The organism is Bradyrhizobium sp. UFLA05-89 (assembly GCF_059803475.1).
In genome coordinates this window covers 50,593-75,693 of the sequence record NZ_JBANBA010000028.1, presented here as the reverse complement: position 1 = coordinate 75,693, position 25,101 = coordinate 50,593, and the positions used below count along the sequence as shown (strand labels likewise).

The 25,101-nt window shown below is 56.9% G+C and carries 24 protein-coding genes and 2 pseudogenes; 15 read left to right on the top strand and 11 right to left on the bottom strand.

All coding sequences use genetic code 11. The features are described from left to right. Positions 1 to 663: 663 nt before the first annotated feature. The gene (locus SO139_RS17110) at positions 664 to 1,572 is read right to left on the bottom strand and encodes a dihydrodipicolinate synthase family protein (protein WP_498540282.1); all 909 of its coding nucleotides are present in this window, start codon (positions 1,570 to 1,572) and stop codon (positions 664 to 666) included. Between the two features lie 551 nt (positions 1,573 to 2,123). On the opposite strand from SO139_RS17110, the gene SO139_RS17105 reads away from it, so the two are divergent. Beyond that, positions 2,124 to 3,725, top strand: a complete 1,602-nt coding sequence (locus SO139_RS17105) for a carbohydrate porin (RefSeq protein ID WP_498540281.1) — start codon at positions 2,124 to 2,126, stop codon at positions 3,723 to 3,725. A gap of 408 nt (positions 3,726 to 4,133) precedes the next feature. Here the strand turns inward: SO139_RS17105 and ilvE are convergent, their stop codons facing one another. The 8 genes and pseudogenes from ilvE to SO139_RS17065 all read right to left on the bottom strand — a co-directional run. Continuing rightward, entirely contained in the window at positions 4,134 to 5,048 is a 915-nt protein-coding gene (gene ilvE, locus SO139_RS17100) for a branched-chain-amino-acid transaminase (protein WP_498540280.1), read from the bottom strand. Between the two features lie 286 nt (positions 5,049 to 5,334). Further along, positions 5,335 to 5,943: a CDP-alcohol phosphatidyltransferase family protein gene (locus SO139_RS17095; RefSeq protein ID WP_498540279.1), complete on the bottom strand. Its 609-nt coding sequence runs from the start codon at positions 5,941 to 5,943 to the stop codon at positions 5,335 to 5,337. A gap of 738 nt (positions 5,944 to 6,681) precedes the next feature. Then, positions 6,682 to 7,746, bottom strand: coding sequence for an IS630 family transposase (locus SO139_RS17090; RefSeq protein WP_498540278.1), 1,065 nt, complete (start codon positions 7,744 to 7,746; stop codon positions 6,682 to 6,684). Between the two features lie 134 nt (positions 7,747 to 7,880). Then, a complete protein-coding gene (locus SO139_RS17085; protein ID WP_498540277.1) occupies positions 7,881 to 8,225 on the bottom strand; it encodes a hypothetical protein in 345 nt (114 codons plus the stop codon). 210 nt (positions 8,226 to 8,435) lie between these two features. Then, the gene (locus SO139_RS17080) at positions 8,436 to 8,537 is read right to left on the bottom strand and encodes a transposase domain-containing protein (protein ID WP_498540296.1); all 102 of its coding nucleotides are present in this window, start codon (positions 8,535 to 8,537) and stop codon (positions 8,436 to 8,438) included. A gap of 305 nt (positions 8,538 to 8,842) precedes the next feature. Continuing rightward, entirely contained in the window at positions 8,843 to 9,169 is a 327-nt protein-coding gene (locus SO139_RS17075) for a hypothetical protein (RefSeq protein WP_498540276.1), read from the bottom strand. Next, entirely contained in the window at positions 9,166 to 9,366 is a 201-nt protein-coding gene (locus SO139_RS17070) for an alpha-D-ribose 1-methylphosphonate 5-phosphate C-P-lyase PhnJ (protein ID WP_498540275.1), read from the bottom strand. The genes SO139_RS17075 and SO139_RS17070 overlap by 4 nt, the downstream gene beginning before the upstream one ends. Next, positions 9,323 to 9,463 (bottom strand): annotated as a pseudogene (locus SO139_RS17065) (alpha-D-ribose 1-methylphosphonate 5-phosphate C-P-lyase PhnJ); the annotation flags it as partial. The pseudogene SO139_RS17065 and the gene SO139_RS17070, both read right to left, overlap by 44 nt. Before the next feature lie 223 nt (positions 9,464 to 9,686). Between SO139_RS17065 and SO139_RS17060 the strand changes: the two are divergent. The 14 genes from SO139_RS17060 to phnL all read left to right on the top strand — a co-directional run bounded on the left by SO139_RS17060 (position 9,687) and on the right by phnL (position 23,547). Beyond that, positions 9,687 to 10,940: an ABC transporter substrate-binding protein gene (locus tag SO139_RS17060; RefSeq protein WP_498540274.1), complete on the top strand. Its 1,254-nt coding sequence runs from the start codon at positions 9,687 to 9,689 to the stop codon at positions 10,938 to 10,940. A gap of 82 nt (positions 10,941 to 11,022) precedes the next feature. Further along, positions 11,023 to 11,898, top strand: a complete 876-nt coding sequence (locus SO139_RS17055; RefSeq protein WP_498540273.1) for an endonuclease/exonuclease/phosphatase family protein — start codon at positions 11,023 to 11,025, stop codon at positions 11,896 to 11,898. Next, positions 11,895 to 13,085: an ABC transporter ATP-binding protein gene (locus SO139_RS17050; protein ID WP_498540272.1), complete on the top strand. Its 1,191-nt coding sequence runs from the start codon at positions 11,895 to 11,897 to the stop codon at positions 13,083 to 13,085. Before SO139_RS17055 ends, SO139_RS17050 begins: the two co-directional genes overlap by 4 nt. Positions 13,086 to 13,114: 29 nt before the next feature. Next, complete coding sequence (locus SO139_RS17045) at positions 13,115 to 14,032, top strand: carbohydrate ABC transporter permease (RefSeq protein ID WP_498540295.1); 918 nt, start codon at positions 13,115 to 13,117, stop codon at positions 14,030 to 14,032. Then, entirely contained in the window at positions 14,029 to 14,871 is an 843-nt protein-coding gene (locus tag SO139_RS17040; RefSeq protein WP_498540271.1) for a carbohydrate ABC transporter permease, read from the top strand. Before SO139_RS17045 ends, SO139_RS17040 begins: the two co-directional genes overlap by 4 nt. Before the next feature lie 302 nt (positions 14,872 to 15,173). Further along, positions 15,174 to 16,613 carry a Mur ligase family protein gene (locus tag SO139_RS17035; protein WP_498540270.1) on the top strand — a complete coding sequence of 480 codons (1,440 nt, stop codon included), beginning with the start codon at positions 15,174 to 15,176 and terminating at the stop codon, positions 16,611 to 16,613. A 41-nt stretch (positions 16,614 to 16,654) separates the two neighbouring features. Further along, a complete protein-coding gene (locus tag SO139_RS17030) occupies positions 16,655 to 17,416 on the top strand; it encodes a class I SAM-dependent methyltransferase (RefSeq protein WP_498540269.1) in 762 nt (253 codons plus the stop codon). Between the two features lie 194 nt (positions 17,417 to 17,610). After that, on the top strand, positions 17,611 to 18,069 hold the full coding sequence (phnG, locus tag SO139_RS17025) for a phosphonate C-P lyase system protein PhnG (RefSeq protein WP_498540268.1): 459 nt from the start codon (positions 17,611 to 17,613) through the stop codon (positions 18,067 to 18,069). Next, on the top strand, positions 18,069 to 18,671 hold the full coding sequence (gene phnH, locus SO139_RS17020) for a phosphonate C-P lyase system protein PhnH (RefSeq protein WP_498540267.1): 603 nt from the start codon (positions 18,069 to 18,071) through the stop codon (positions 18,669 to 18,671). Before phnG ends, phnH begins: the two co-directional genes overlap by 1 nt. 3 nt (positions 18,672 to 18,674) lie before the next feature. Continuing rightward, on the top strand, positions 18,675 to 19,757 hold the full coding sequence (locus tag SO139_RS17015; protein ID WP_498540266.1) for a carbon-phosphorus lyase complex subunit: 1,083 nt from the start codon (positions 18,675 to 18,677) through the stop codon (positions 19,755 to 19,757). Continuing rightward, the gene (locus tag SO139_RS17010) at positions 19,754 to 20,680 is read left to right on the top strand and encodes an alpha-D-ribose 1-methylphosphonate 5-phosphate C-P-lyase PhnJ (RefSeq protein ID WP_498540265.1); all 927 of its coding nucleotides are present in this window, start codon (positions 19,754 to 19,756) and stop codon (positions 20,678 to 20,680) included. The genes SO139_RS17015 and SO139_RS17010 overlap by 4 nt, the downstream gene beginning before the upstream one ends. Beyond that, complete coding sequence (locus SO139_RS17005; protein WP_498540264.1) at positions 20,680 to 21,849, top strand: alpha-D-ribose 1-methylphosphonate 5-triphosphate diphosphatase; 1,170 nt, start codon at positions 20,680 to 20,682, stop codon at positions 21,847 to 21,849. Before SO139_RS17010 ends, SO139_RS17005 begins: the two co-directional genes overlap by 1 nt. 117 nt (positions 21,850 to 21,966) lie before the next feature. Beyond that, on the top strand, positions 21,967 to 22,779 hold the full coding sequence (phnK, locus tag SO139_RS17000) for a phosphonate C-P lyase system protein PhnK (RefSeq protein ID WP_498540294.1): 813 nt from the start codon (positions 21,967 to 21,969) through the stop codon (positions 22,777 to 22,779). A gap of 24 nt (positions 22,780 to 22,803) precedes the next feature. After that, positions 22,804 to 23,547 (top strand): phosphonate C-P lyase system protein PhnL, encoded by a 744-nt coding sequence (phnL, locus tag SO139_RS16995; protein ID WP_498540263.1) that lies wholly within the window; start codon positions 22,804 to 22,806, stop codon positions 23,545 to 23,547. Positions 23,548 to 23,824: 277 nt separating this feature from the next. Here phnL and SO139_RS16990 read toward each other — a convergent pair. Beyond that, positions 23,825 to 24,100: pseudogene (locus SO139_RS16990) on the bottom strand (IS21 family transposase); the annotation flags it as partial. A 240-nt stretch (positions 24,101 to 24,340) separates the two neighbouring features. Beyond that, complete coding sequence (gene phnF / locus SO139_RS16985) at positions 24,341 to 25,099, bottom strand: phosphonate metabolism transcriptional regulator PhnF (RefSeq protein WP_498540293.1); 759 nt, start codon at positions 25,097 to 25,099, stop codon at positions 24,341 to 24,343. Positions 25,100 to 25,101 lie beyond the last annotated feature (2 nt).

Below are 25,101 nucleotides of genomic sequence, written 5' to 3'. Positions count from 1 at the left end.
ACACGTCCGCCTCTTGAGGCTCTTAACGTCGGCGGGACAGTCCTTCCAAACAGACAAACTCGGAGAACACTGCTCAAGGCCGGCATCTGTCCTGGTAGCGCAGCTTGCAATATGGCGCGTCGATTTCCTTCGAAGTGCACAGAGCATTCACGTGCAGGTCGCCGCTGGCTTGCACAACCGACACTCCGCGCTCGCTGACCAAGCTGACTGTTCCGACCCTGAAATCGCTGACTGCCTTTTCTCTATTGCCACCTCCGGCTCCGTCAAATACCCAATCTTGGTGTCCGTCAAACCGACATCAACTCGCCGGGTAGAAGCGAGACATAGCTGGAAACGCTAGCAAGCGCGCCTTGAAGGAGAGGGTCCGCGACCAATGCGCGAAGCTGGGTGATGACGCCCGGAGATGGGCGGCGTATCGAGGCGGGTGTCGAAGCGCTTGCCAGAATCTCTCAAGGAGAGCGATACGCCATGGATGAGATTACCAATATTGTTCCGCTTCGTCCAAGCGACGCGATCGATGATCTATCGACCAGTATCCTGCGCGCTGGTGCGCGGTAGCTACTGGCGCAGGCTGTTATTGAGAGCCTCTTCATCCGTGATCAGCGGCATGTTGTCTGTTACCGCTTTTCGGACTGTCGCTGGATCTCCGGCGGCAATGTGCAGTTAAGAATTCAGAGATTCTATCCTCGGAATATCGAGCTGCTTGAGGTCGAAAAATAACCGAACTTCATCGGCTTTCTTGATCGGCAGACGCGGGCTTCGTAAGTGTCCCCCACCGAGTCCGAGATAATTCAGAGCCGCTTTGATGCCTCTCACGCCATACTCGGCCGTCACCTTGCGACGGATGTGCAGTAGCGTTCTAGCCAACTGGAATGTCTCGTTATGAGCGCCTTCCTTGAAACTCGCAGCGAGGCGGACGCACAATCTGGGAACGATATTCGCTTCTCCGCACAGGAACCCGTGGCCACCGAAGCCGAAATTGTTCAGGACTTCCGCAACATCGGCAACGTGAACGGCAACGCGGGAGGCGACTCTATCTAGAAGGTCGATGTCGGCTTGGGTACAATTGACGCCGATGATATTGTGGTGTCGGTCCACTAGCCGACCGACTACTTCCGACGGAACTGTATAGCCAACTGCATGATGGATCGAGATCACAGTCGGCAAATCGATCCGTGAGACGGTTTCGGTGAAGTATGCTTCCAACTCCTCCGGCGTTGCGCCCGGTGCCAATGGCGAATAGACTTGCATAGCGTCCAAACCGGCCTCGGCTGCCAACCGGGCCAGGGAAACTATCTCCTCGGCGGTGCGCGGTTCGATGCCCATCGCCCTGACAGGTACCTTTCCCTTCAACTCCTCCGCAGCGATCTTGTACAACCGCGCGGTTTCCTCGAGGCTGAGCGTCAGGCCTTCCCCGCTCCCGCTTCCACCTACATAAACTCCAATCCCCGAGGATGCGAGACGCTGAAAATGACGGCGGATCAGCGGCTCATCAAGACTACCATCTGCTTGGAAGGGAGTAAGGCTGACGACGAACGCGCCGGGCTCTATTACGGAAGATCGTGTAGACATGCATAGATCCTTCTTCGTCAAAGATAAATCGATGATGCGCACGGCATGGCAAGTTAGTTCTGGCTGATGGCGCTGTGGGAAAGTATCGCGGCATGCCGCGCTCTCATGTTCAATCTTGAGGGCGATTCTGCATCAGCTTTTTTGGCGAACCGGGAAGTCAGTTCTAAAATAATCAGGTCGGATGGACCATAAGATGACCGCCTGTCGCGCACTGGCATTGCGGTCGCTCCCTCCATTCGTGCCGCGAGATCATTCATAAGAGCTACGGAGGCAACCTGATCCTCGCGATCTGCCCAATGCATGTGCGAAGCGTGTCCGGGAGTCGGTGGACTTTTCGCGAGAGCATCACGGGTCTGTTCCCCACCGACGAGGTGGGAATTTGCTCGCTTAGTGTCAATCCCGCTCAACAGACAACCGCCCCTGAGATCTGGAACGCTTGATCCCACCTTCATGATGCGAGCGTAACAGACCCCGTCCGTTATCTATTGCAGTCTATGCAATGGATCACATGTCAAGGTTTAGTTGTTCTTGGGGGTTACATGCGAGTTGAGGTGAATAGCGTTGTTGGCCTAGACGTAGAAGATTATCTGGCGATGCCGCCATATTCGGTGAGCATAGCGGGAAAATCTGCCTTCAACTTTCGACCGACAACATATCAAGGGGGCCTTGTTTTCGCACTCTCCCTAGCAGCGTGTCTTGTTGGCAGCCCGGCACTCGCACAAAGTGCCAACATACCTAATCCCAAGAGCGGCTTCCCGGATGAGGTCGCCAAAACGAAAATCAAAAAAAAGAACGATTCGGCCGCGAGCGTCGATAAGCTGCGTGAAAAAGGAGCAGCAAGTCTCGCAAGTAGCTCGAAGCAACCGCAGCCTACGAACCGGCTCAAACCAAAGAAGAGCAGCACGGATGGTGACCCATTTGCAAGATTCGAAAATCTCCGTCAGAAAGGATTGGTCCTCGGTGTGCCTGGTCCCGCTGACACTGTAGTCCAGGATAAAGGTGGCGTCAGATCCGCGCTGGCAGACGTCGGAATCGGTTATGTTGCTTGGACAGTAAACAGCTTCGCAAACAATCTTCTCCCCGATGCAGCCAGAAGCACAATTGCCAATCAATTATACAACGGCCAGAATCCGACGTTTAACACTTATACCTACATGATCGTCACATACGATCTCAGCCGATACGGGATTCCCGATGGCCAGATCGTCGTGGGAGCCGAGCAGCAATATTATACGTGGAAGCCCGGCGGCCCAGACAGATTGGGAATTAGTCAAATCACATACTATCAGACCTTTTTCGACAGAAAGCTTGAACTCAAAGCAGGTTATCTAAACAACATATATGAATTTGCGGGCACAGTTGTGGGAGGAAATGCAGGCTCAAACGTGTTCGGACCCTCGTCGAACATTCTATACCAAGGAGGCCTGAGCCTCGGCTCCATGCCGGCGCCAGGTGTCAACTTGAAATACAATTTTGATGATCGGCTCTACACCAAAGTTTCAGTCCAGCATTCCACCAGTCCGGATGGCGTGTTTACGTCAATTACCGAGAACCCCACCGGCCTAAACTGGAGTACACGCAATTCGGGAACGCTCTTACTGGATGAAACGGGTTACAAGAACAACGCTGCTCCCGGATTAGCCCAGACATGGCTGCGGGCGGGCGTCGGGTTCAACGACAGCAAATACGTAAGCTTGGCGTTCCCGACACAACCAAGAACCAGCGGGAATAGCTTTTACTATGTCGCCGCGGACAGGCAGCTCTGGCAAAGTGCTCCTCAGGGTATCGCATCTCGCGGCATCTATGGTGGATTCTCGGTAATGTGCGCTCCGCCCGATCTAAATAAGGTTACTCAGTATGCCGAACTCCGTCTCTATGCAAAGGGACTCTTCGACAGCCGGCCCGACGATCAAATTTCTTTTGTCGCCACGGACACTGTTTGGAGCAACCTTGCGGTGAATGCTGCTTTAGCCAAAGGGAATTTTGTGCATTGGGATAGCAAGGCGATCTCGGGAACGTATACCGCACATCTTGCACCAGGAATCTATACGAGTGTAGGGCTGACGTACATCAACAACCCAACCAGTATTACATACACCCCCCAAACCGGACATGCTCTGAATTTCTCGGTGTCGACGTCTATATTTTTCTGAGAGATCGGCCAACGGATGATAAGCGCACGTTGATTGTGAAAGAGGCTGTGCGTGTGCTAATTGAGAGGAAGCGTGTAGATGCCCCACGACCTATCGGATGATGTCCGATTGTCAGAAAATCTCCTGGTGTTTTATTTGCTAAAAGCTCATGTGAGTGAACGTGCCGCACACTAAGAATTTTGAAGCTGTCGCGGCTACACCCGAGCGGCTTGCGGTCAGGGGCGAAGCTATCGCACCTGGTCGCGAGAGGCGAAGGAACGCATCGTCAAGGATATGTTTTTTTAGGAGGCGACCGTGTCGGTGACCGCGCGGTCGCGATGGCGCTATGGCAACAAGTCGCAAGCTTTATCTGCGAACTGCTTTCCGAACGCACGAATACGTCAACAGCTCCAGTGAGCACTCCTATCATCAAAAAACGGGAGTCCGCCAAGAGGCGTACTCTTTATTTCTGCCGGTGACGACCGACTGGTAGAGTTCCACCAACTCGCGCGTGATAGCTCCGGGTTGACCGCTCCCAACAACTATGCGGTCTATAGATGTAACCGGAATGATTTCGGCACCAGTGCCACAATAGAACACTTCGTCGGCAAGGATCAGCTCTGTCCGATCGACGTCGCGCTCGACGATCTGCAGTCCAATATGTCTGCATGCTAACTCCATCACGGTCTGCCGCGTAATCGACTCTAATATGTCATTGGTGCCGCTCGGCGTGATCAGTTGGCGATCGCGAACGAGGAATACGGACATCGCTGGTGCCTCCGCCAGCTTTCCCCGTGTATTAAGAAGGAAAGCGACATCATAACCATCGTGTTGCGCCTGCATAACAGCCAACCGTGCGTTATGATAATTTGCGTTGCATTTGATACGCGCTGGCATAACGTTATCTGGCATGCGCACCCAGGAGCTGATCTGAGCTGAAGCGCCTTTGATGGATTGTTTAGTGGCCTGCCTTGGCAACGCTGTGATCGCAGTTCCTACGGGGCCCGTTGCTCCTATCTCGCCAGCTCCGTCGATGAACGCCATCATCCGGATATGCACGGTTGTGCGGAATGCATTTTTGCGACACAGCCGAACGAGTGCCTCGGCCAACTCCTCTCTGGATGGCCCTTGGTCGAATCGCATCGCCTTTTGCGAGAAGGAGTACCTTTCAAGGTGATCAGCGATCCGAAAGAGATATAATTGCTCTATCTCTTCGTTCCAGTATCCACGTATGCCTTCGAAGACACCTATGCCATACTTCGACACGGGCGCAAACACGTGTACTTTGGCCTCATTCCACGCAACGATTTCGCCGCTTAGATATGCAAATTCTGCTGCAGACATCTAAATTCACCTACGAACACGTCTCTCGAGAGATCGGAATGGGGGTCAAGAATCATCCGTTTCTCTTGTTCCGGTGGAGTGATCTCTTCCAAGATCGTTGAAGAAGCAGGGTTCGAGTTATTCGTGGTTTACTGGCATGCGACCGTAAAAAGTTTGTCTCGATGAGTTTGCGCATGTCTTCTTGCCAGGGGCTGTGCTCATCATTTTCACCTGAACTCTTGGTCTTTCATGCGGTCCGTAACGAGAGGCTTCCGTTGTCATGGAACGCAAGTGGGGACGACGTGGTCTAATTCAGAGCTCTTAATGCTAGTAGCGTCGATGCTACGACATTGAATATAATAATTGCAGCGTACATCGCCATGTTCGGTGATGGCACACGAATAGACGCAACGTGCAATCCCGCGAGTCCAAGAAAAATGCTGAGGGTAAATGGTACGAATAGCTCGGTCGGGAGCAGCGGTCGGATCACAAAAGCGACGGCCATTATTGGTATGTCGTATGATAGGGGAAGCCCAAGGAAACAACCGTCGGATAATCTGCCGAAATTTGCGAAGTAACTGAGCCTGATTGCGCCAGCTAAGAGTAGAGCGGTTGCAACCACTAGCGCAAGTGGAGACGCCTGACTAAGTTGAATCACGATTGCTGCCGGCAAAACGGCCCCGTAGATAATGTCGCCAAAGCCGTCGAGGCTCTTTCCAATTTTTGCGACATCGGGGTCGCGGTTCTGTGTGCGAGCTGCGACGATCCCATCGAGGTGATCTGACAAAACAGCCCAAAGCGCCGCCGCCACTGCCAGATCGAGGTGCCCGGCGACAGCGAGAAAAAAGCTGGCCGAAGAAAAAAGAAGACCACCCATAGTGATGGCGTTCGCTGGATCGCGAAGGTATTTTAGCATTATGACGCCTCCATTAGTCGGCAGCTTGTATTGCAGGAGCCAAGACGTGTTCTCTTGTAAAATGCGTTAGTACAGTCGAAGACGAATGACTCGATATAGTTGATTTCGAGCTGGCCAAAGCGCTTGCTACATGTATATTGACGATCGTCACCTCTTGCACGCCGACGGCTTCTCGGTTGAAGGCGTTGTGAAGGATCGGAATCGACCAGTGGCGCCGGACGTAGATTAGTCAACGGACGCAGGCGGGAGCCGGCGGCGAAGACGACGGCCTTCTTGCGAGTATTGGTGCTTATACTATTTCCGTTCAGGTCCTCGTTCTGCTAGCGAGCAGCACTATCGTTAGATAAGAGAGGCCAATGGCCTGAGCCCCTGAACCGCATGCGCGAGGCTCTCATGCTAGAGTCCTCTCCATGACAGATTACAGGCGGCAACATCTCGGAAGGGAGTTGGTTTAGCGATGGATTAGCTCCGTTAGTGAGAACCGATCGTGATTCATGTTGCATTTCGAACCGTTGCTCTGACCTATGGTTATGGCCATTCGCAATACTTCCCATGCCTCCATCATGCAGCTCAACGACCAGCGTTGGTAGTTGACGCGTCGCTTGCCTCGGCAATCGCGCCAGCAGGTGCTGCTGAGGAGTGACAGGTTCTGTCCATAATCGCACCTGTTGATTGTGCCCAGCTGTATAGAATCCGGATAACTCTTGTTGCGGCGACGCGTGTAGCTAGTACCCGGAATCATAGCTCAGTGATACGGCGGTCTTTGAAGCGGCGTTGACGGACCTTTTTCTTGGTCCAGACGAAGGGCTCAGCTCTGAGGTTATATGCTTCGACATAGGCATCGATATGCTGCTCAAGCTGTTTGAGGGTCGTGAAGGAAGCGCCGCTGAGCGACTGTTCCTGTAAGATCGAGAACCATACCTCGACCTGGTTGAGCCAGGACGCGCTTGTCGGCGAGAAATGAAATTTCACCTTGGGATGTGCCTTGAGCCAATCCTCGTTCTTCTGGTGGGTGTTGAGATTATCGAGGATGACGTGAAGCTGGCGGTTCGGAAAGGCTGCGGTGATGCTGTTCATGAAGTCGAGAAACTCGACGCGGCGACGGCGTTTCGAATGCGTCGCGATAATCTTTCCGGTGGCGACTTCCAGCGCCGCAAACAGCGTGGTCGTGCCGTGCCGCTTGTAGTCGTGGCTCTGGCCGGTCAGGGCTCGGCCGTTGGGTAACTTTAGATAGCCCTGCGCTCGCTCCAAAGCCTGGATTGAAGGCTTTTCGTCCACGCATAGTACAATGGCCTTCTCGGGCGGGGCGACATAGAGGCCAACCACATCGGCGGCTTTGGCCGTAAAATGCGGATCGTTGCTCTCGCACCAGGACTTGCGGGCCGCGAGATCAATCTTGTGGCTGCGCAAGAACCGCCAGACATATTGGACATCAACATCGCCAAGTTCCCCGGCCAGCAGAGGCCCGGTCCAGCGCGCAAACCCCGCAGGCGGCGGTTTATCGAGCAACTTCAGAATCCGTTTGTCGGTCGACCTTGTATAGATCGGCTGCTTGCCGGGGCGCGGTTTGCTTTGCAGTCCTTCAAGGCCAAGGTCGACAAAGCGATGCCGCCAAAGGCTGACGATTCGCGGCTGGACCCCAACTTCCTTGGCGATCGATCGGGTGCTACGCCCAGCCGCCGCCAAGAGAATAATCCGCGCTCGCTTCAAATCGCGCTGCAATGTCACCGGGGACCGGCAACAAGCTTCAAGCACCTCGCGATCTTTCCTCGAAAGGTGGACTTCTCTTGCTTCGGGTATCATCCCGATGTTGAATCATGACTCACTTTCCAAGGAAAGTGGGTACTAGTAACCGAAATGAGCTCCCACGTCCGCGGTGATCAGCATGCGCGTGTCCAATATTGGCGCAAGACCTCGACGGCCACTGGGCGTGGGCGTTACAGGCGCCTTGCGGTGACTCGAGCAGCGGACGGCTCTGATCGTCGCGACTGTGGAGCAGGATGGGCAGCAGCAGGCCGTTGATTGACGTTGCCGGCGTCCAGCAACAGCGCACACGCCGACGGTCTGAGCTGCATCACGGAAGAAGCCCGGAAGGATCGATATCGCCAAACTTCGCGCTGGTGCATCGGTTCGAACCGATCGGGTACGGTCGAGAGGGTGTTGCTGATCTCGTTGCGGTCCAGCGCGGCGACCGATATCGCGGCGAACTCCGGCTTGCCACTATGGCTGAGAGCGTCGGCGTCGATCGCGAGCAGCGGGCAGATCCAGTCGAGCGGGCTCATCGACGCCGGTCCGGCGACGATCGCGGCGGCATACGTCGAGCATAGGATGCCGGTGGCGGCAGGATGGCGATGGACGCGAGCCTGGAGCCATCGCCCAAGCTCCGAAAGCGGCATCGCGGCTGACGCCAACGACGATGCTACTTTATGGCGACGCGCGTTCATGCAGCAGGCTGTGCGATGCGATGGCGCCTTCCAGTTCCAGGCGAGCAGCTAGTGCAGCTGATGGCTCTCGGTTCGCCTGGACACGATGCACGCCAGCACATCGGTCAGGTAGGCCTGCGGGTCGAGTTCATGGAGTTTTGCCGTGCTCACGAGTGAAGTTAGGATCGCCCAATTCTCGGCGCCACCCTCGCTGCCGCTGAACAATGAGCTGGTCTTCCTATGGCAATCTGCGCATGGAACGCTCGGCTGTGTTGCGGTCAACCTCGACACGGCGCCTTGTAGGCGGCCTTCTACTTGCAGAACGCGGGAAAAGCCTATCAATTGTCCGGCGATCTCCTCCGTGCCGCGACCATTGGCGATTGGCGAACACGTACACAACCGCAGGCACCGAGGGGCCCGCGCCAGGGCCGGTCATCCATGGCATGCGCGCAGAACTGGCAGATGCGGTTGCCATGTCAACCGGGATCGAGCACCGGCATCGGCGTGTCGTCACCAGCCGTAGCGGTGCGCCGCGTGGTCAGCGTGCGACGAGTCAAGCGTGCAGCGAGTTCAGCGGGGAGCCGCGGGCCGGCCTCCATCAAACGCGTCGCGCCCGGGGCAAGTTCTCGCTGCGACCAGGGGTGTGCCGGCGCCGACGTGTAGTAGATCGCGTAGCAGCAGTTACTGCGCCGACGCTTGCGAATGGGCAAATGCGGACGATGGCAGCCCGGTGTCTTGTCCTCGTTGATCAACTCGATGACCGCTCTGGCGGTTCGCGGCATCGAGCGAGGCTGTCGGCTCATTGAGGTCGGCGACCAAGCTGCGAGCGATACGCTGCTGGAGAAGGTGTGGCGGGGGGGCGAATGATGGTCGTCTTGCCGGTGCGCTCAGTCGCGGCGAACTCGGCGAAGAACCGCAGTGTGAAAACCGCATTAGTAGAGTCATCGGCGCTCTGGTCAATCACCTTCAGCCGGTCCTCCCGGCCGGGGATGGTCGCCATAACCCGGAGGCGACCAGTGCCCAGCCGGACGGCATTGCGTCTCGCGGCTGCCGAACGGCACCTGATAGCCAGGCACGGCGACGGCCTTCAGGAACGCCGCCGGATGATCCGTTTCGTTTAACCCATCGAGATAGGCGAAGCTGTATCCGACATGTCATCGAATGCGACGTCATCGGTGGGATCCAATGTCAATCCAGCTTGACGGACAACGGACGCTGAGATCTGGATTGCTTTATCCTCCCGTCATTGTACGAGCGTAACCGATCGTTCCGGTCGGCATTCGCAGAGGCGAGTAGCGAAAACATGAAGGGGCTCATCAAATGAGAATGCTCTTAACGCACATTGTCGCTGCTGCCGCTATTTGTGTGGCGGTGTGTAGGCCGGCCTCGGCTGAAGACACTTCACTTCGGCTCCTGCACACCACGCCGGTTGATCTTTACCAGGCCTTGAATGAGAGCTTCCTGGCCGGTCACAGCACGGCCCGCTTCCGTTCAGATCCTGCGCAGCCGGACTATGATGTTCTCACCCAGAATCTTCTACGCGGAGCGATCGCCGGTGATTTGCCCGACGTGGTCTTTCAAGGTTATAACCGAGCTCGCCTCACTATCGAACGCGGTGTCGTCGTTCCCCTCGACAGATTCATCTCGGCTGATGCCAATTGGGCAGTCGAAGGATATGTGCCCGCTGTGCTGGAGATGTGCGCTTTGAATGGCAAGCCATACGGGTTGCCATTCGCGACTTCGGTGCCGATCGTCTTTTACAACCTGGACTTGGTCGCCAAAGCTGGTCATGACCCTCTCGCGCTTCCTTCCGATTGGAATGGAATCCTCGCACTCGCTCGCGATATCAAGGCCGTAAGCCGACCCAAAATCGGTGCCTTCTTTGACTACGCCACCACCGGGAATTGGACTTTCCAAGCGCTTCTGGCGAGTTTTGGCGGTCAGATGATGACTGCCGATGGAGAGGTTGGCTTCGACAATGAAGCCGGGCGGCGGGCGCTTCGCTTATTGGCGGATTTTCGTGAGGCCGGCCAGGTAGACATGTCGCGTAGTCAAGCGTGGCAGACATTTTCCGCGGGTGGGCTAGGAATATTGATCTCAACCAGTAGCCTCTTGCCGCAGTTTGAACAGCAGGCCGCAGGCAATTTTCAGATCGGCACCGGAGCGTTCCCCATGACCGCACCGAACGCGCGCCTTCCAGCTGGCGGCAATTGTGCCATGATCCTGACTAAGGATCCTGCCAAGCAGCGAGCTGCCTGGGAGTATATCAAGTTCGCCTCGGGCCCGTTTGGTCAGACGATTGTTGCCATGAAGTCTGGCTATATCCCGATGAATACTCAAGCCGTTGAGAATCCAGCTTTGCTTGGAAGTTACTACAAAGAGCATCCAAACTATCTAACAGCAGTCAAGCAGGTCCCGATCCTCACTCGGTTCGAGTCATTTCCAGGAGACAATTCTATGAAACTCACGACGGTGATCAATGATCATCTGCGTACCTTGATGCTAAACCAAGCGCAGCCTCAGGACGCGCTGGCAGCAATGACGAAAGACGTGAAGGCGCTGCTCCGCAAGTGAATGCGTTCGTCGACAAGGGGCGCCCCAGCCCGCCTGCTCAGTCTATCGCCCTGGAGTTGAAATAGTGGAGTCTATTGACCTGATGACATTCAATATCCATTCAGCCATTGGCCGCGACCGGAAAGTGAATGTCAGCCGGATAGCAGAGGTCGTCGCGCAAGCAGACATCGTAGCCCTGCAGGAGGTCGACAATTTCTGGGAGAGATCAGGGAATGTATCCCAGCTGGAATTTCTGAAGCGAGAACTTCCTCACCACTTCAGTGCGTGGAATCCGAACATCGATTTATTCAAGACGATGACGACGCGCCGCCAGTTCGGTAATCTTCTTCTTTCTCGATTTCCGATACTCAGTATCAAGCGACACACGTTGCCGAAATCTGCACAGCCGGCACGACTTGGGCTGCAATGCGGCGTGCTTGAGGCGGTCGTGGCGGCGCCGTTCAGTGATATTCGAGTCTATGCTACCCATGTTCTATCCAGCGACAGCAAGGCGCAGGTTCGGCGTCTAGTGGAAATCCACCAAACGTCGATCGAAGAGGGGCCTCCCATTTCGGGATGTCACGATGATGACACGTGGTTTGAGGAGCCGCGCTTGAACTCGATACCGGAAATGGCGATCCTACTGGGCGATCTCAACATTCGTCCCGGTAGCGACGAGTACCTAATGATCCAGACCGGTATGGCGAGGCCGGCGCAAGGCTTTACCGATGCGTGGTTCGTCGCCAATCGGGATGCGCCAACTACTGCGCCCTTCCGCGAGGATCATGATCCTGGCGCCACTTATTACAACGACTTTTCCGGCAAGATTGGTGAACGCATCGACTACTGCTTCACATCGGCGGATCTTGCTGGGCGAATAATCTCAGCCAAGGTTCTTGCCGACGTCGACGCTTCAGATCATCAGCCTCTGCTTGTTACTCTCAATGCAGAGCCGACCAAAAAGGCGGTCCAGCGATGATAGGCGTCGCAATGAATCACGTTGCCAAGAGCTTTGGCGCGACACCAATTCTCCGCGACGTCTCGCTCGAGGTTGCGAAGGGTGAGTTTCTGACCCTCTTGGGGCCATCGGGGTGCGGGAAGTCCACGCTGTTGCGTATCCTCGCGGGGCTGGAAGTTCAGGACGGCGGGTCGGTGGCGATTGGCGGGCGTGTAGTGGATGGGGTGCGGCCGAAGCGGCGGGAGGTCGCGATGGTGTTCCAGTCCTACGCGCTCTATCCGCACATGACCGTGGCGGACAATATGGGTCTGCCATTGAGAATGAGGCGGCTTTCGGCGTGGCAGCGGCTGCCAGTACTGGGCAGGCTTTTGCCAGGCACGAAGCGAGCCAACGCAGATATCGCAGCCGAGGTGACGCGGACAGCCGACGCGCTCGGAATCGGACATCTCCTCGACAGGAAGCCCGGGCAGTTGTCGGGTGGTCAGCGGCAGCGTGTCGCCGTCGGGCGGGCAATGGTGCGCCATCCGGCCGTGTTTCTGATGGATGAGCCGCTATCGAACCTCGACGCCAAGCTCAGAGTCCAAATGCGGGCTGAAATCAAGGAACTGCACAAGCGGCTAGGAGTGACTTTTATCTATGTCACCCATGATCAGGCGGAAGCGATGACGCTTTCGGACCGAGTCGCGGTCATGCTGGAGGGAGAGCTACTGCAGGTGGCGCCCCCACGGCAGATCTATGCCGACCCGGCCGATAAGCGCGTGGCAGAGTTCATCGGCTCGCCGAAGATCAACATGCTCGATGGCGTCGTGCGTGAGCGGGGTCTGGTCGATGCTGCCGGCTCGACGTTCGCGGTCGACCTGGATCGGGATGCTGGCGCTGAGGTAGCACTCGGCATCCGTTCGGAGGCGTTCCACCTGGCGGAGCGATCTGGTCCCGGCTCCCTAACGGGGACGGTCAAACTGATCGAGCACATGGGCTCCGACCTGTATGTCCACCTCGACATCCCTAGCGTGGCCGAGCCGGTGATCGCAAGACTCCTGGCGGAGCGTGCGCCTCACGTCGCGATTGGCCAAACGCTCAACCTCGGCGTCCAGCCCGATCGCGTGCTCATGTTCACCCGCGAAGGCCGGCGCATTCGTCCAAAAGACCTCGCACCGGTTCCGGCGACGGCTAATGTGACGTCCCTCCGCCGCGAGTATGTGCGATGACCGTGACGACAGCCGAGCCATCGCGCCGAATGCTGTCCGCTCGGGCCGCGCTCGCGGCATCCGTGCGCGGCACGAAGCTGCTAGAGACAGTGGTCGCCTGGGCGCTCGCCGGTCCGGCCTTCCTGTCCTTGGTGATACTCTACTTGCTGCCTGTCGCTGCTGTTTTCGTCATCGCGCTTACCAGCTGGCAGTTCGGCGCACTGTCGCTTAGCTTCGTCGGGCTAGACAACTTTGCTGAGGTCTTTGCGGATGTCGGATTCCGCATCTCACTCCTCAACACCGTGCTCTACGTGCTGATCGTGGTCCCGGCTACTGTAGTCCTGGGGCTCGTCATCGCGCTTCTGATCGAGAGCGGTCAATCTCTGCGCGCCTTTTACCGCGCAATCCATTTCCTGCCCTTCATGGCCACGCTTGCTGCCATGGCGATCGCATGGGAGGCGCTGCTGCATCCCACCATCGGCCTAGCGAACCAGGCGCTGTCAGGCCTCGGCCTGCCGACCGCTAACTGGCTAAGAGACGAGAAAACGGTACTTCCGGTTCTGGCCGTCATCGGCATTTGGCAGAATCTCGGCTTTGCTATGGTGCTATTCCTCGCCGGTCTCAAGTCCATTCCGCAGGACCTCTACGACGCGGCCGAGATAGACGGCGCAAACCAGTGGCTTGACCGTCTCCGCACTGTAACGCTGCCCATGCTCGGGCCGGTATCAATGTTCGTTGTCATTGTAATCGCGCTGCGCGCTTTTGAGGCCTTTGACGCTGTGCAGATCCTGACCAAGGGCGGACCTGGTCATGCCTCTGAGGTGCTACTCTACACGCTCTATCGGGAGAGTTTCGAGTACCTGAGAACAGGTTATGGCGCGTCCGTGACGGTCGTCTTCCTCGTCATCGTCGTGGTGCTCACCCTCTTCCAAGCTCGCGTCATGGACAGAAGAGTACACTACCAATGAATGCCGCACATCATCATTCCGCTCGACTAACCGCGATCGCCCGTCATGCTGTGCTGCTCCTGACGGCGGCCCTGATCATGATGCCTTTTGTCTGGATGGTCTCGCTCTCGCTCAAGCCGCCTGGCGAGATCTTTCGCGCCTCTTTCTCGATCTTCCCCGAGCAGTGGTACGCGATCGAAAACTACACAAAGGCGCTCACCGCCGCCCCACTGCTCCGCTACATGTGTAACGGCGCCCTTATCTGTGCAGTCATCCTAGTGCTTCAGATTCTAGTCTGCGCGCCTTGCGCCTATGCGCTCGCGAAACTTGAGTTCCGCGGCCGCGACACGCTGTTCGTTCTCGTCCTGATCGGCCTGCTTCTGCCGCACCAAGTGCTGGCCCTGCCGCTGTTCATCTTCGGCTACCAGATTGGTATTCTCAATAGCTATGCCGCGTTGGTATTCCCCTTTATCGTCTCGCCTTTCGGCATCTTCTTGTTCCGCCAGTTTTTCAAGTCCATTCCCGACGACATCGTGCATGCCGCCAGGCTCGACGGGCTCAGTGAAGTCGCAATCGTGTGGCGCGTTATGGTGCCGATGGCTATGCCTGCGATTATCGCCTTTTCGATTTTTTCGATCGTCGGCCACTGGAACGATTTGTTCTGGCCCCTGATTGCAGTCCGCGACGAGGCCCTAATGCCACCGCCGCTTGGCATCATGGCATTCAGGAACGAGGAGGCCGGCAATGACTACGGCCCCCTTATGGCCGCTTCGACCATCGTGGTCCTTCCACTCATCGTCACTTTCCTCGCTGCCCAATCATGGTTCGTCGAAGGACTCGCAAAAGGTGCAGTCAAATAGATCGCGGAATCCGTTGTCGAAGGTGTGGCATCAGAAACATGCTTTCTAGCCGGCGCTTCCAGTTAGGGCGATGTCGCGACGTCGACGATGCAGGCTAGTGATACAGAAAAATCAATCCGGTCATGTCGTTTTGTGACAGCGCCTATAGCCCGCGGGTTCGAGGCGATGCGCCAAAGCGCGAACGGTCGAATCCGTCAGAACTTGCATCCGAATCGTCCCTCGGACAGATAACGTTCATGACGTGGCACGCAACCTGCTTCGCCAAAAGCGAGCGGCGTAAGCAACAGAATTGAAGGATAGCGATGATGAAAGCATCCTCAAGGTTGGCGTCCTTTGTTGGGCGAAGCCTCCTAGTCGATGGCCTTGGTGACAATGCGGTAGAACTTGCAGAGTTCCTTGCCAAGGTATCCGACAGAATTACGGTTTTAGTGCGCGCCGAGACGTTGCAGGAAAATGAACCACGCATCGATCGCCTTAAAGCGCAGGGCCTGTCCATCAGACTAAACCATGCTGGTGAGCCGGTTAACTTCGCCGACGCTGAGGTGTTGTTCGTCGACCTCTTCACACCTGCGCGCGCACCGTTAATCATGAGTGCTCGCGAAAGGGGGCTTCGCCTTTCCAATCTTGCCGACGTTATTCTTAGAGCCGCCCCTGAAAATACGATCGGCATAACGGGATCGGCCGGAAAAACGACAACCACGTTTTTACTGACCTCAATTCTGCGTGGTGCAGGCATACCGGTGCGCGCATCAACGGACGATCGATTGACACCCTCTGGGCCTAGCCACGCAATGCTTGCTGATCTCGACTCTCTCGGGAGCGGCACATGGGGGGTGCTCGAATTGACGAGCCATCACCTCGACTACGTTAGTGTAAGCCCCCGGATTGGTGTTGTGACAAACTTCTTTCCCGATCATCAGGATTGGCATGGTTCGCTCAGTGCTTATCGCAACGCAAAGCGGCGTCTCCTTGACTTCCAGGGGCCAGACGATTTGGCAGTCCTCAATTTGGATGACGCAACAGTCAGGGCGTATTTTGCAAAGGATCTGCGAGGTCAAAGAGTCTTCTATAGCATGTCAGACAATATTGACTCGGGCATTGTCGTATCCGCCGGTCACATTGCGAACCGCTCCAGGCAAGGGCTCGAAAGAATCTGCGCTCTCGCCGATCTAGCTATGCCATTGCACCACGTTCCCAATGCACTCGCTGCCGCGGCCGCCGCATTTGCGATCGGCGCCGAAACTGCGGCCATCGGTGAGGCCCTCCGTATTTTCAGGGGCTTACCGCAGCGCAGTTACTGCATAGGAAAGGTCGACGGTGTGGAGATCTATGACGATACGATCGCCATGAATCCAAGAAAGGCCCTTTCCGGGTTGCGGACATTCTCGGACGATTCGTTGATCGTCGTCGCTGGAGGAGCGTTGGAGTCGCCGGGGGGAGAGCAGCGTGTGAGTAGCGAGCTAGAAAAAGAGGACCTCCGCCGGTTCTGCACGATGCTTGAGCAAAAGGCCAGGGGAGTCGTTGTGTTCGGTCCGGGCGGGGGTGTTATTGACCGCCTTCTCTCGACAGGTAGCAGACCGCGAACCGTTCTCACGGAGGCCTCATTTGAGCAAGCCGTAGAGCAAGCCATCTCCCTCGCTAAGCCAGACGGACGCGTCCTGCTCTCTCCCGTCTTTTACACCCCGGCCGCAAAGCTCAAGCAAACTCTTGAAGAGCTGTTGCAGCGGAACACCCATATCTAGATCCCGGCAGCTCTTGCTCTATGTCTCATCAAGGCTCTCCAATGGTTACAGAAGAAGCGACACCCCAAACGATCTATCGCAGCGGCGCTTGGTATGACCAGCTCTATCCGCAGGCAGCGCTATGGGCTGAGCAATGTTTTCGGCTTGCTCTAGCCCACGCCTCGTATCCGCCGGACGCAGTCCTGGATATTGGATGTGGCACGGGTCACGCGCTCGCTCGCTTCGCTAGGGAAGGGATCGAATGTTGGGGTGTGGATCTCCTCCCGACGATGGTTGAGGCCGCTAAGGCACGTTGCCCGACAGCGAACATTCGGATCGGCGATATGCGCCATTTGGAGCTGGGCAGGGCCTTCGACCTTGTCATCTCACTTGGATCGGTGTTTGCTCACGCGCTCACCAATGAGGAAGTGCTGGCGACGCTCGCCACGATGGCGGTTCATACTAATCCGGGCGGCATTCTCATACTAGAGATGCTTAACGGCAGCGCCGTGCTCACGGGAGTCATTGGACCCGCCGAGTTGTCCGTCCGGCCGCAAAGAGCTGATGTTCCGTATCGCGGCGACGCAAGTTTTGTTATCGACCGTCGGCGATCGCGAATGCAGCTTACACGGGCTTGGCACTGCAGAGATCAAACTACTTGGGCAGAACAATCAGAAAGTCGTCTCATGATGCCGCTCGAACTTGAGGCTTGGCTGAACCAAGCTGGCTTCAACTTGGTCGGTCTTGCAGACAATGCAGCAATGGAACTGTCTGACCTCGCAGGTCAACGACTTTGGGTAGTCGCGCGGCGAAGTGCTTCTTAAGCACTTGCGGCAGTGTGGACCGATCACATCGGGAATTCGCCTCGCGGTTAGCGACCTTGATGAAGCGCACTCGTTCGGATCAGGAGTGACCTGCTGTTAAAGCTCAGACCACGGGGGCCGAAGTCTGCAATTTGTCGTTTCGGCGCCGAATTTGAGGCGCTAGATGATGTGACGTTTGCAACAGATAAAATGAAATGAACCGAACGGTCTCTACCACGACAACCCGAAGCGAATGGATGACAATACTCGCGTTATCCCAAACAGGCGATCTCGAGAGGCACTGGAGAGAGTTCGATTCTTATCCAAAGGTTGCGTGGATCAAGAAGCCGGAGGTGGGAGCTGTTCTTGTATGCGCGCGTGCCAGCCGAACAGGCAGCACATTCGAGCTCGGAGAGATGACAGTTACGCGCTGTTCCGTTGAGATCGGAGGCGGCGTCGTTGGCCATGCTTATATTGCCGGGCGCAACAAACGTCACGCAGCAATGGCCGCGATTTTCGATGCGCTTTTCCAGAGCAATGGTGAATTGAAGCCATACGCAGAGGCGATCCTTGTTGATCTGCGGTCTCGCCTTGACGCTCGGCGGGCGAAGGTTACGGCCCAGTCTTACGCCAGTTCTGTCAATTTCTTCATGCAGCTGCAGGAGCAGCCATAATGGGCTTCAGGTCAGTCCCTGCAATTGCTGAAACTAACGCGTCTTCAGCTACCCATACTGAGGCGCAGGCCTTTCGCCGCATCCTGCGGGTCATGAGCAGGCCAGGAAGCATCACAGCCGTGGATGATGCAACAAGTGATCAAGCTACGCTTCCTCCCGCCATCGCATCGGTGGCGCGCTGCCTGTTCGACATTCAAACGCCGATATGGCTCGATGCGGCATTCAACACCGAATCGGTTCGGCGATTTTTTGAACTTCACAGCGGCGCGCCGATCGTGAGTGAGACCGAACGGTCATACTTTGCGCTAATAGGAGCGGCTACAATCATGCCGCCGCTAGAAGCGTTTCGTCGTGGTGAGCAGGATTATCCCGATCGTTCGACGACGCTTCTAGTTCAGCTTCCAAGTCTCACCAGCGGGCCGCCGATTCTTGTCGCCGGTCCCGGAATCGAATTCCGGACGATACTCAAGCCGAATGGCTTGCCGTCCTGGTTCTGGTCTTCATGGGATGCGAACGTCGAGCGCTACCCGCTCGGAATCGATATCATGTTCACGGATGGGCGCCATCTCGTCGGTTTACCACGCACCACAAAGCGGGTCTGAGGAATGTACTTCAAGATTCGTGGAGGCGAGAGAGCCATTGCGGCTTCTCACAAGCTGCTTGCGGTAAAACGCAGGGGCGACCCGGCAGTACCAGAGCTCTCGATAGACCAAATCATTGAACAGATGGCTCTTGCCGTTGACCGCGTCATGATGGAGGGGGCGCTTTACGACCGCACGCTCGCCGCTTTGGCAATCAAGCAGGCGCAAGGAGATCTTGTGGAAGCCTGCTTTCTCGTGCGTGCGGCTCGCGCAACTCTGGAACGATTCGCGGTAAGCGAACCGGTCAATCCTGCCCGGATGACCGTGAGACGCCGCATCTCGACAACTCACAAGGACGTTCCTGGAGGTCAGATCCTCGGGCCTACGTACGATTACACCCACCGCCTCGTCGATTTTGGTTTGCATTCGACTACTAATTCGATGGAAGAGCTGGAAGAAGCGACGGTTCCTAGTGACGCATCTGAAGCCCTCAGTCGTGACCTTGCTTCCCTAACGGAAGCCGAACTGATTGAACTCGAGGCTGACCCATTAAATGAAGAGTTCGCAAGCGGTGAGCGTTGCGAGAGCTTACAAGCTCTCGCTCGCGGGGACGAGGGATTTCTTCTTGGGCTCGCTTATTCGAGCATGCGCGGCCGTGGCGATACGGAGCCGCTCGCCGGCGAAATCCGGTTCGGCGAAGTGGTCGTGGAGATGAGGATTCCGGAACTTGGCATCACTGTTGGAATTGGTGAGGTCGCTGTGACAGAGTGTCAGACACTCCATCCCTTCATGGGCAGCGAACAGAAGGCACCACAATTCTCGCGCGGCTATGGCCTTGTCTTCGGTCAGTCGGAGCGCAAGGCTATCTCAATGGCGGTTATTGATCGTGCGCTTCGGGCGGAAGAATTCGGAGAGGAGCAAAAGCATCCGATACAAGACAAAGAGTTCGTCGTGCCTCATGCAGATAATGTGAAGGCGTCCGGTTTTGTCCAGGTGCTGAAGCTTCCCCACTACGTGCACTTTCAAGGACAAGTGCAGTTGCTGCGAAAGCTTCGTTCTGAATTCGGGGCCAAGTACGGCAACGCCGGTAGAGGGGAGAAATCATGAGCATGGATCCGCTCGAGACCTTCGCGGAAGAAGAGCCTACTTACAACTTTGCCTTTCTCGACGGCCAGACAAAGAGGAGCATCCGGCGCGCGATTCTAAAAGCAGTGGCCATCCCTGGGTATCAGGTACCGTTTGAGAGCCGTGAAATGCCCATGCCGCCTGGATGGGGCACCGGCGGACTGCAAGTCACCGCGAGTTTACTTACGTCTGACGACGTGCTGAAGGTGATCGACCAGGGTGCAGATGATGCGACAAACGCGATCACAATCCGCTCCTTCTTTTCTAAAGTAGCCGGCATCTCGACGACCGAGCGCACGAGCCGTGCAACGATCATCCAGACCCGTCACCGGATCCCTGAAACGCCCTTGACAGAGGGCCAGATACTCGTCCTGCAAGTGCCGCAGCCAGAGCCGTTTCGACGCCTAATCCCGAGAGAAAGTGAGACGCGAAAGGTCCACGGTCTAGCCGACTACGGCCTAATGTCGCTGTTGCTTTACGAGAATATCGCCAGGATCGGCCGCATTGCGATCGCCTATGATTATCCGATCCGGGTTCATGATCGCTATATAGCTTCGCCATCGCCAATCCCCACATTCGACAACCCGAAGCTCCACAGCAATAGGGCTCTCGCCATTTTTGGAGCCGGACGCGAAAAGCGTATTTATGCCATTCCGCCCTATACCAAAGTCGAAAGCCTCGATTTTGACGACCATCAATTCGCTGTCCAGACTTGGGCTGGCCATTGCTCGATCTGCGGAGCCACACACAGCTATTTCGATGAGCTAGGACGAGGCGAGGACGGCCAAGTGCTCTACGCCTGTTCAGATACCGATTATTGTGCCAGCCGCACCGAGGCGGACGGTATCCTTCCGCACACGGCAATGCATGCCGAGCAGCCGAACGAAAGAGAGAGAAACGACTGATGTGGACTGATACGAGGAGCGGCGCGGTCGCGCTTGTCCCAAAACCACTGGTGTTCACAAACGCGCGCATCGTCACTGAGACCGAGATCGTCACAGCAGCCCTTCGGGTTGAAGGTGGCCTCATTAGCTCGATTGGAGAGGAAAGTGACAAGGCTGTCTTGGAGGTCGACTGCGCAGGAGACCTTTTGCTACCCGGATTCATCGACGTACATACCGACCATCTTGAAAAGCACGCAATGCCACGTGCGCGCGTATTCTGGCCGACGGCCTCGGCGGCTCTCATTTATGACTCCGTCATTGCAGCTGCCGGCATTACCACGGTCTTCGACTCACTGTGCATCGGCGCTGCTGGAAAGCCCTATCGAAAAAAACTTCTTCCGAGGATGATCGAGGGCATCCAGGCGGCCAGAGCAGCAGGCCTTCTCCGAGCCGAGCATTTGCTACATCTGCGTTGCGATATCCTCGATCCTGATCTGGAACAGGACCTGAAGCTGTACATCGACGAGCCAACGCTGCGATTCATAACGATACTGGACGACAGCGCAGCGCGACACTCGGATGACTATTATCGCCGAGTACAACGCGAGCGAGGCGCTGTCAGCGAGCAGGAGGTGGAAGAGCGATTTAGGACTAGCCTCGCAAACGACTCCATCATCGCGGCGCGTACACGGCGATGGGTCGTACAAATGGCTCAAAGCCTCGGCATTCCCGTGGCCAATCACGATGACAGCCGCGCCGCCCACATCGATGAAGCAGTACAACTCGGCATGTCTATTCTCGAGTTTGCCATTACCAGCGAAGCCGCCGAGGCCGCACATACCGCAGGCATAACGCTCATCGCGGGCGCACCTAATGTCGTCAATGGCGGCTCGCATTTCGGTAATGTGTCGGCTGCCGATCTTGTCCAGCGGGGAATGGCCACGATTCTTTGCTCCGACTATGTGCCCGCAAGTCTTGTCCAGGCTGCCTTCACGCTCGCCCAACGTGAGGGTGGACCGTCGTTGCCGAAGGCTGTTGCAACCATCTCAGCAAACCCTGCCCGGGCCTTTGGCCTGTTCGACCGAGGAGTTCTCGCTCCCGGAAAACGAGCGGACATCGTTCGCGTCTCCCTAATCGACCAAGTCCCGGTCGTGAAGGCGGTTTGGCGCCAAGGGCAACGGGTCATATAGCGTGACTCGTAGGACAGCGGTGCGGATTTAGGCATGTCAGAACAAGTCTCTAGTATGCGTAAGGCAGATCAAAACGCCGGAAGGGCCAGCCAATCCGTGCAACCATGTCCGCTCCGGATATCGGGGGGGCGTGCCGCTAGTTTCCCGGAGGACCGGTGCAGTAGACCACTTCTCGACGTTTCCGGCGTCTCGAAGTTCTACGGCGGCCGGGTCGGCTGTATGCATGTGTCGTTCGCGCTATATCCCGGCGAGGTGTTGGGTATTGTCGGCGAGAGCGGGTCGGGAAAGTCAACGCTGCTGGCCTGCCTATCGGGACGACTGTCTCCCGATGCCGGCTCGATTATCTACGACGTAAAAGAACGTGGGCCGGTCGACATCATGGCGCTATCGGAACTCGAGCGTCGGCAGCTTACACGCACTGATTGGGGTATCATTCAACAGAACGCGCGTGACGGACTCAGGATGGATGTCACCGCCGGCGGGAATATCGGCGAGCGGCTAATGGCGATCGGTGCACGTCACTACGGCAACATCCGCGCAGAGGCCCAGGAATGGCTGCAAAAGGTTGAGATCGACGTGTCACGTACTGACGACAAGCCCAGAACATTCTCCGGTGGCATGCAGCAGCGGCTACAGATCGCCCGCAACCTAGTGACCAAGCCGCGCTTGGTGTTCATGGATGAACCGACCGGAGGACTGGATGTGTCGGTGCAGGCCAAACTGCTCGACCTGTTGCGTGGGCTCGTACGTGAACTCGGTATCGCCGTCATCATCGTCACCCACGACCTCGCCGTCGTGCGCCTGCTCGCCGACCGCTTGATGGTCATGCAGCGCGGCCTAGTCATCGAAGACGGGCTGACCGATCAGGTGCTCGACGACCCGCGCCACCCCTATACCCAATTGCTCATCTCGTCGGTCCTCCAGGTTTGAGGCATTAAGGAACGCCAGCCAAAAATGACCGCGAGAAACATTCGTCTTCATGCCAGCGGCCTTTCCAAGTCCTTCGTCCTTCACGTGCAGGGCGGGGCGAAGATTCCTGTCTTCAACGATATCGAGCTCACAGTCGCTTCAGGCGAGTGTGTCTGCCTTCATGGACCATCCGGCGCCGGCAAGTCGACGCTGCTGCGCTCGCTCTACGCCAACTACAAGCCTGATGCCGGTAACATCCTGGTCCACCATGACGGTGGTATGATTGACCTGCTCGCGGCAGAGCCACGGGAGGTGATCGAGATCCGGCGTCGCACAATCGGCTATGTCAGCCAGTTCCTGCGAGTCATCCCAAGAGTGCCAACGCTCGAGATCGTCGCCGAGCCAGTCATCGTCAACGGCGTTCCCTCAGAGCAGGCGTGCGCCGCCGCCCGCACTTTGCTGTCCAAGCTACGCATCCCGGAACGGCTATGGTCTCTTTCGCCAGCGACTTTCTCGGGCGGCGAGCAGCAGCGTGTCAATATCGCGCGCGGCTTCATCGCCAACTATCCGGTGCTGCTGCTCGATGAGCCGACCGCCTCGCTAGACGCCGCCAACCGGCAGTCAGTCGTCGAGTTGATCAATGAGGCCAAGGCACGGGGAGCCGCCATCGTCGGCATCTTTCACGACGAGGAAGTGCGTAATGCGGTCGCTAGTCGCCTATTCGACGTCGGCAAGCAGTCGGTCCGCAAGCCCCTGCTCGGTCCCACAGCTACGGAGGCGGTTGGCTGAGTAGGGCTGTCCTCTGCCCCTCCGGTATCTGACCATCTGAACATCCGCAACTTCTTCCAGCCGTCCTTTCAAGCTGAAAGGTAGACGACGAGAGGGCCCGAAAATGACCAATCGCTATCATGTTCGGCCACGCCCTATGTGCGCGCTGTGGCGCATCCGAAATTGAGCAAAGGCGTCAATCGGAGTTTTCGAGAGCTCATAGCACGCTCGATCCCGTGGCCTTGCTGGCCGAGATGAGGAACGCCCAGACGGAACTCGGCACGCGTCGTCGCCCGGTGGCGCGATCCTCGTCCCATAGCGGCCGGCGGGCACGTCGCCGCGTCGGCGCAGCTCATTATCGACATAGCTCCAGTCGGGAACGGGCCGCTCGGGCCTCTGCGGCGCAAGCTTCGGGCGCAGGGAAGAGCAGCAGCTCCGGGTCCTCATCGGTCATCCTGGTCGGCGACGACCAGTTCAGCCCGGCCGCCCCCGCTCAAGGCAGATATCTATGCACTGCACCGTTGCTGATGCCCAAGGGGTGTGCGACGTCCCGTTTCGGCATGCCTTGAACAATGTTTAGGCGGAGAACCTATTTGGTCCGGCGCATCGACGACTTCTGGGTGGGCATCGGCCTTCGTCGTTCACTGACGAGGCGGTTCCTGAGCCCGTTGACTTGTCGGCCGAAGCGCGCTGAGCCGCTGAAAAAGTTGCTCACGATCCCGCAAATCCGGGCTCACGATCACACTAACATGCACGGCGGATCATTTTTGTCGATCGGGGTGGCCCGCGATTAAAAGAACGGACGTTGGATCAGTCAAAACCGGACTACTAGCTCAATCCAACGGGTTGAGAGGCATGAATGGCTGTATGCAATCGGAGTTCCGCGATCGTCAACGTCGAGGCTCCAAACCGTCAAAACCGGTTGTGTGCGAGATTGATCTAGGAGCTCCGCCTCCCAACGCGACGGCAGGCGTGCGCTGACACGAGTCTCTCGACGCTGATACTTCTTCACGCCGAATGCGGAAAGCGAACTGGTGATGGAGCCTGTCTTATCAATATGTTTTTCAATCCCACTGAAACGAGGAAGCGGGAAGTACATCTCTGAAAGGGTAACTGGGACACCGTCTATTCCGCTAAGCAGGTCAACCCGCCGAACAGGCTGTCCAGCCCTTATAAGAAGTGCCTTTGCGATTGTGTGATCTGCGCACGCTTTTTTTGTCGCAAGCATGCGGCGATCATTCGTGCGGCTGAGCTGATGCAGCGTCGCGCTCAGGCGGCCGTCGGGCGACAGGGAGTAGGGAACAGTCCTTTCGCGGACATAGATGCCGTGCCCATGCTCCACCCTGACGAGCTGTTTCTCGCGCAAAGTGTCCACGGCGCGCCGGATCGTATGCCTATGGACATTGAAACGTGTCGAAAGTTCCAGCTCGGTTGGAAGGCGAGCGCCGGGTGCCACAACTCCGGTCAGGATCTCTCGTTCGAGCTCTGCTTGGACTTGGCGCCATAAGGCCATCGCGCGACTGCGCTTGATTGCTCCGGCAGCAGCCGAAGACACCATCTCTCGATAGAGCATCA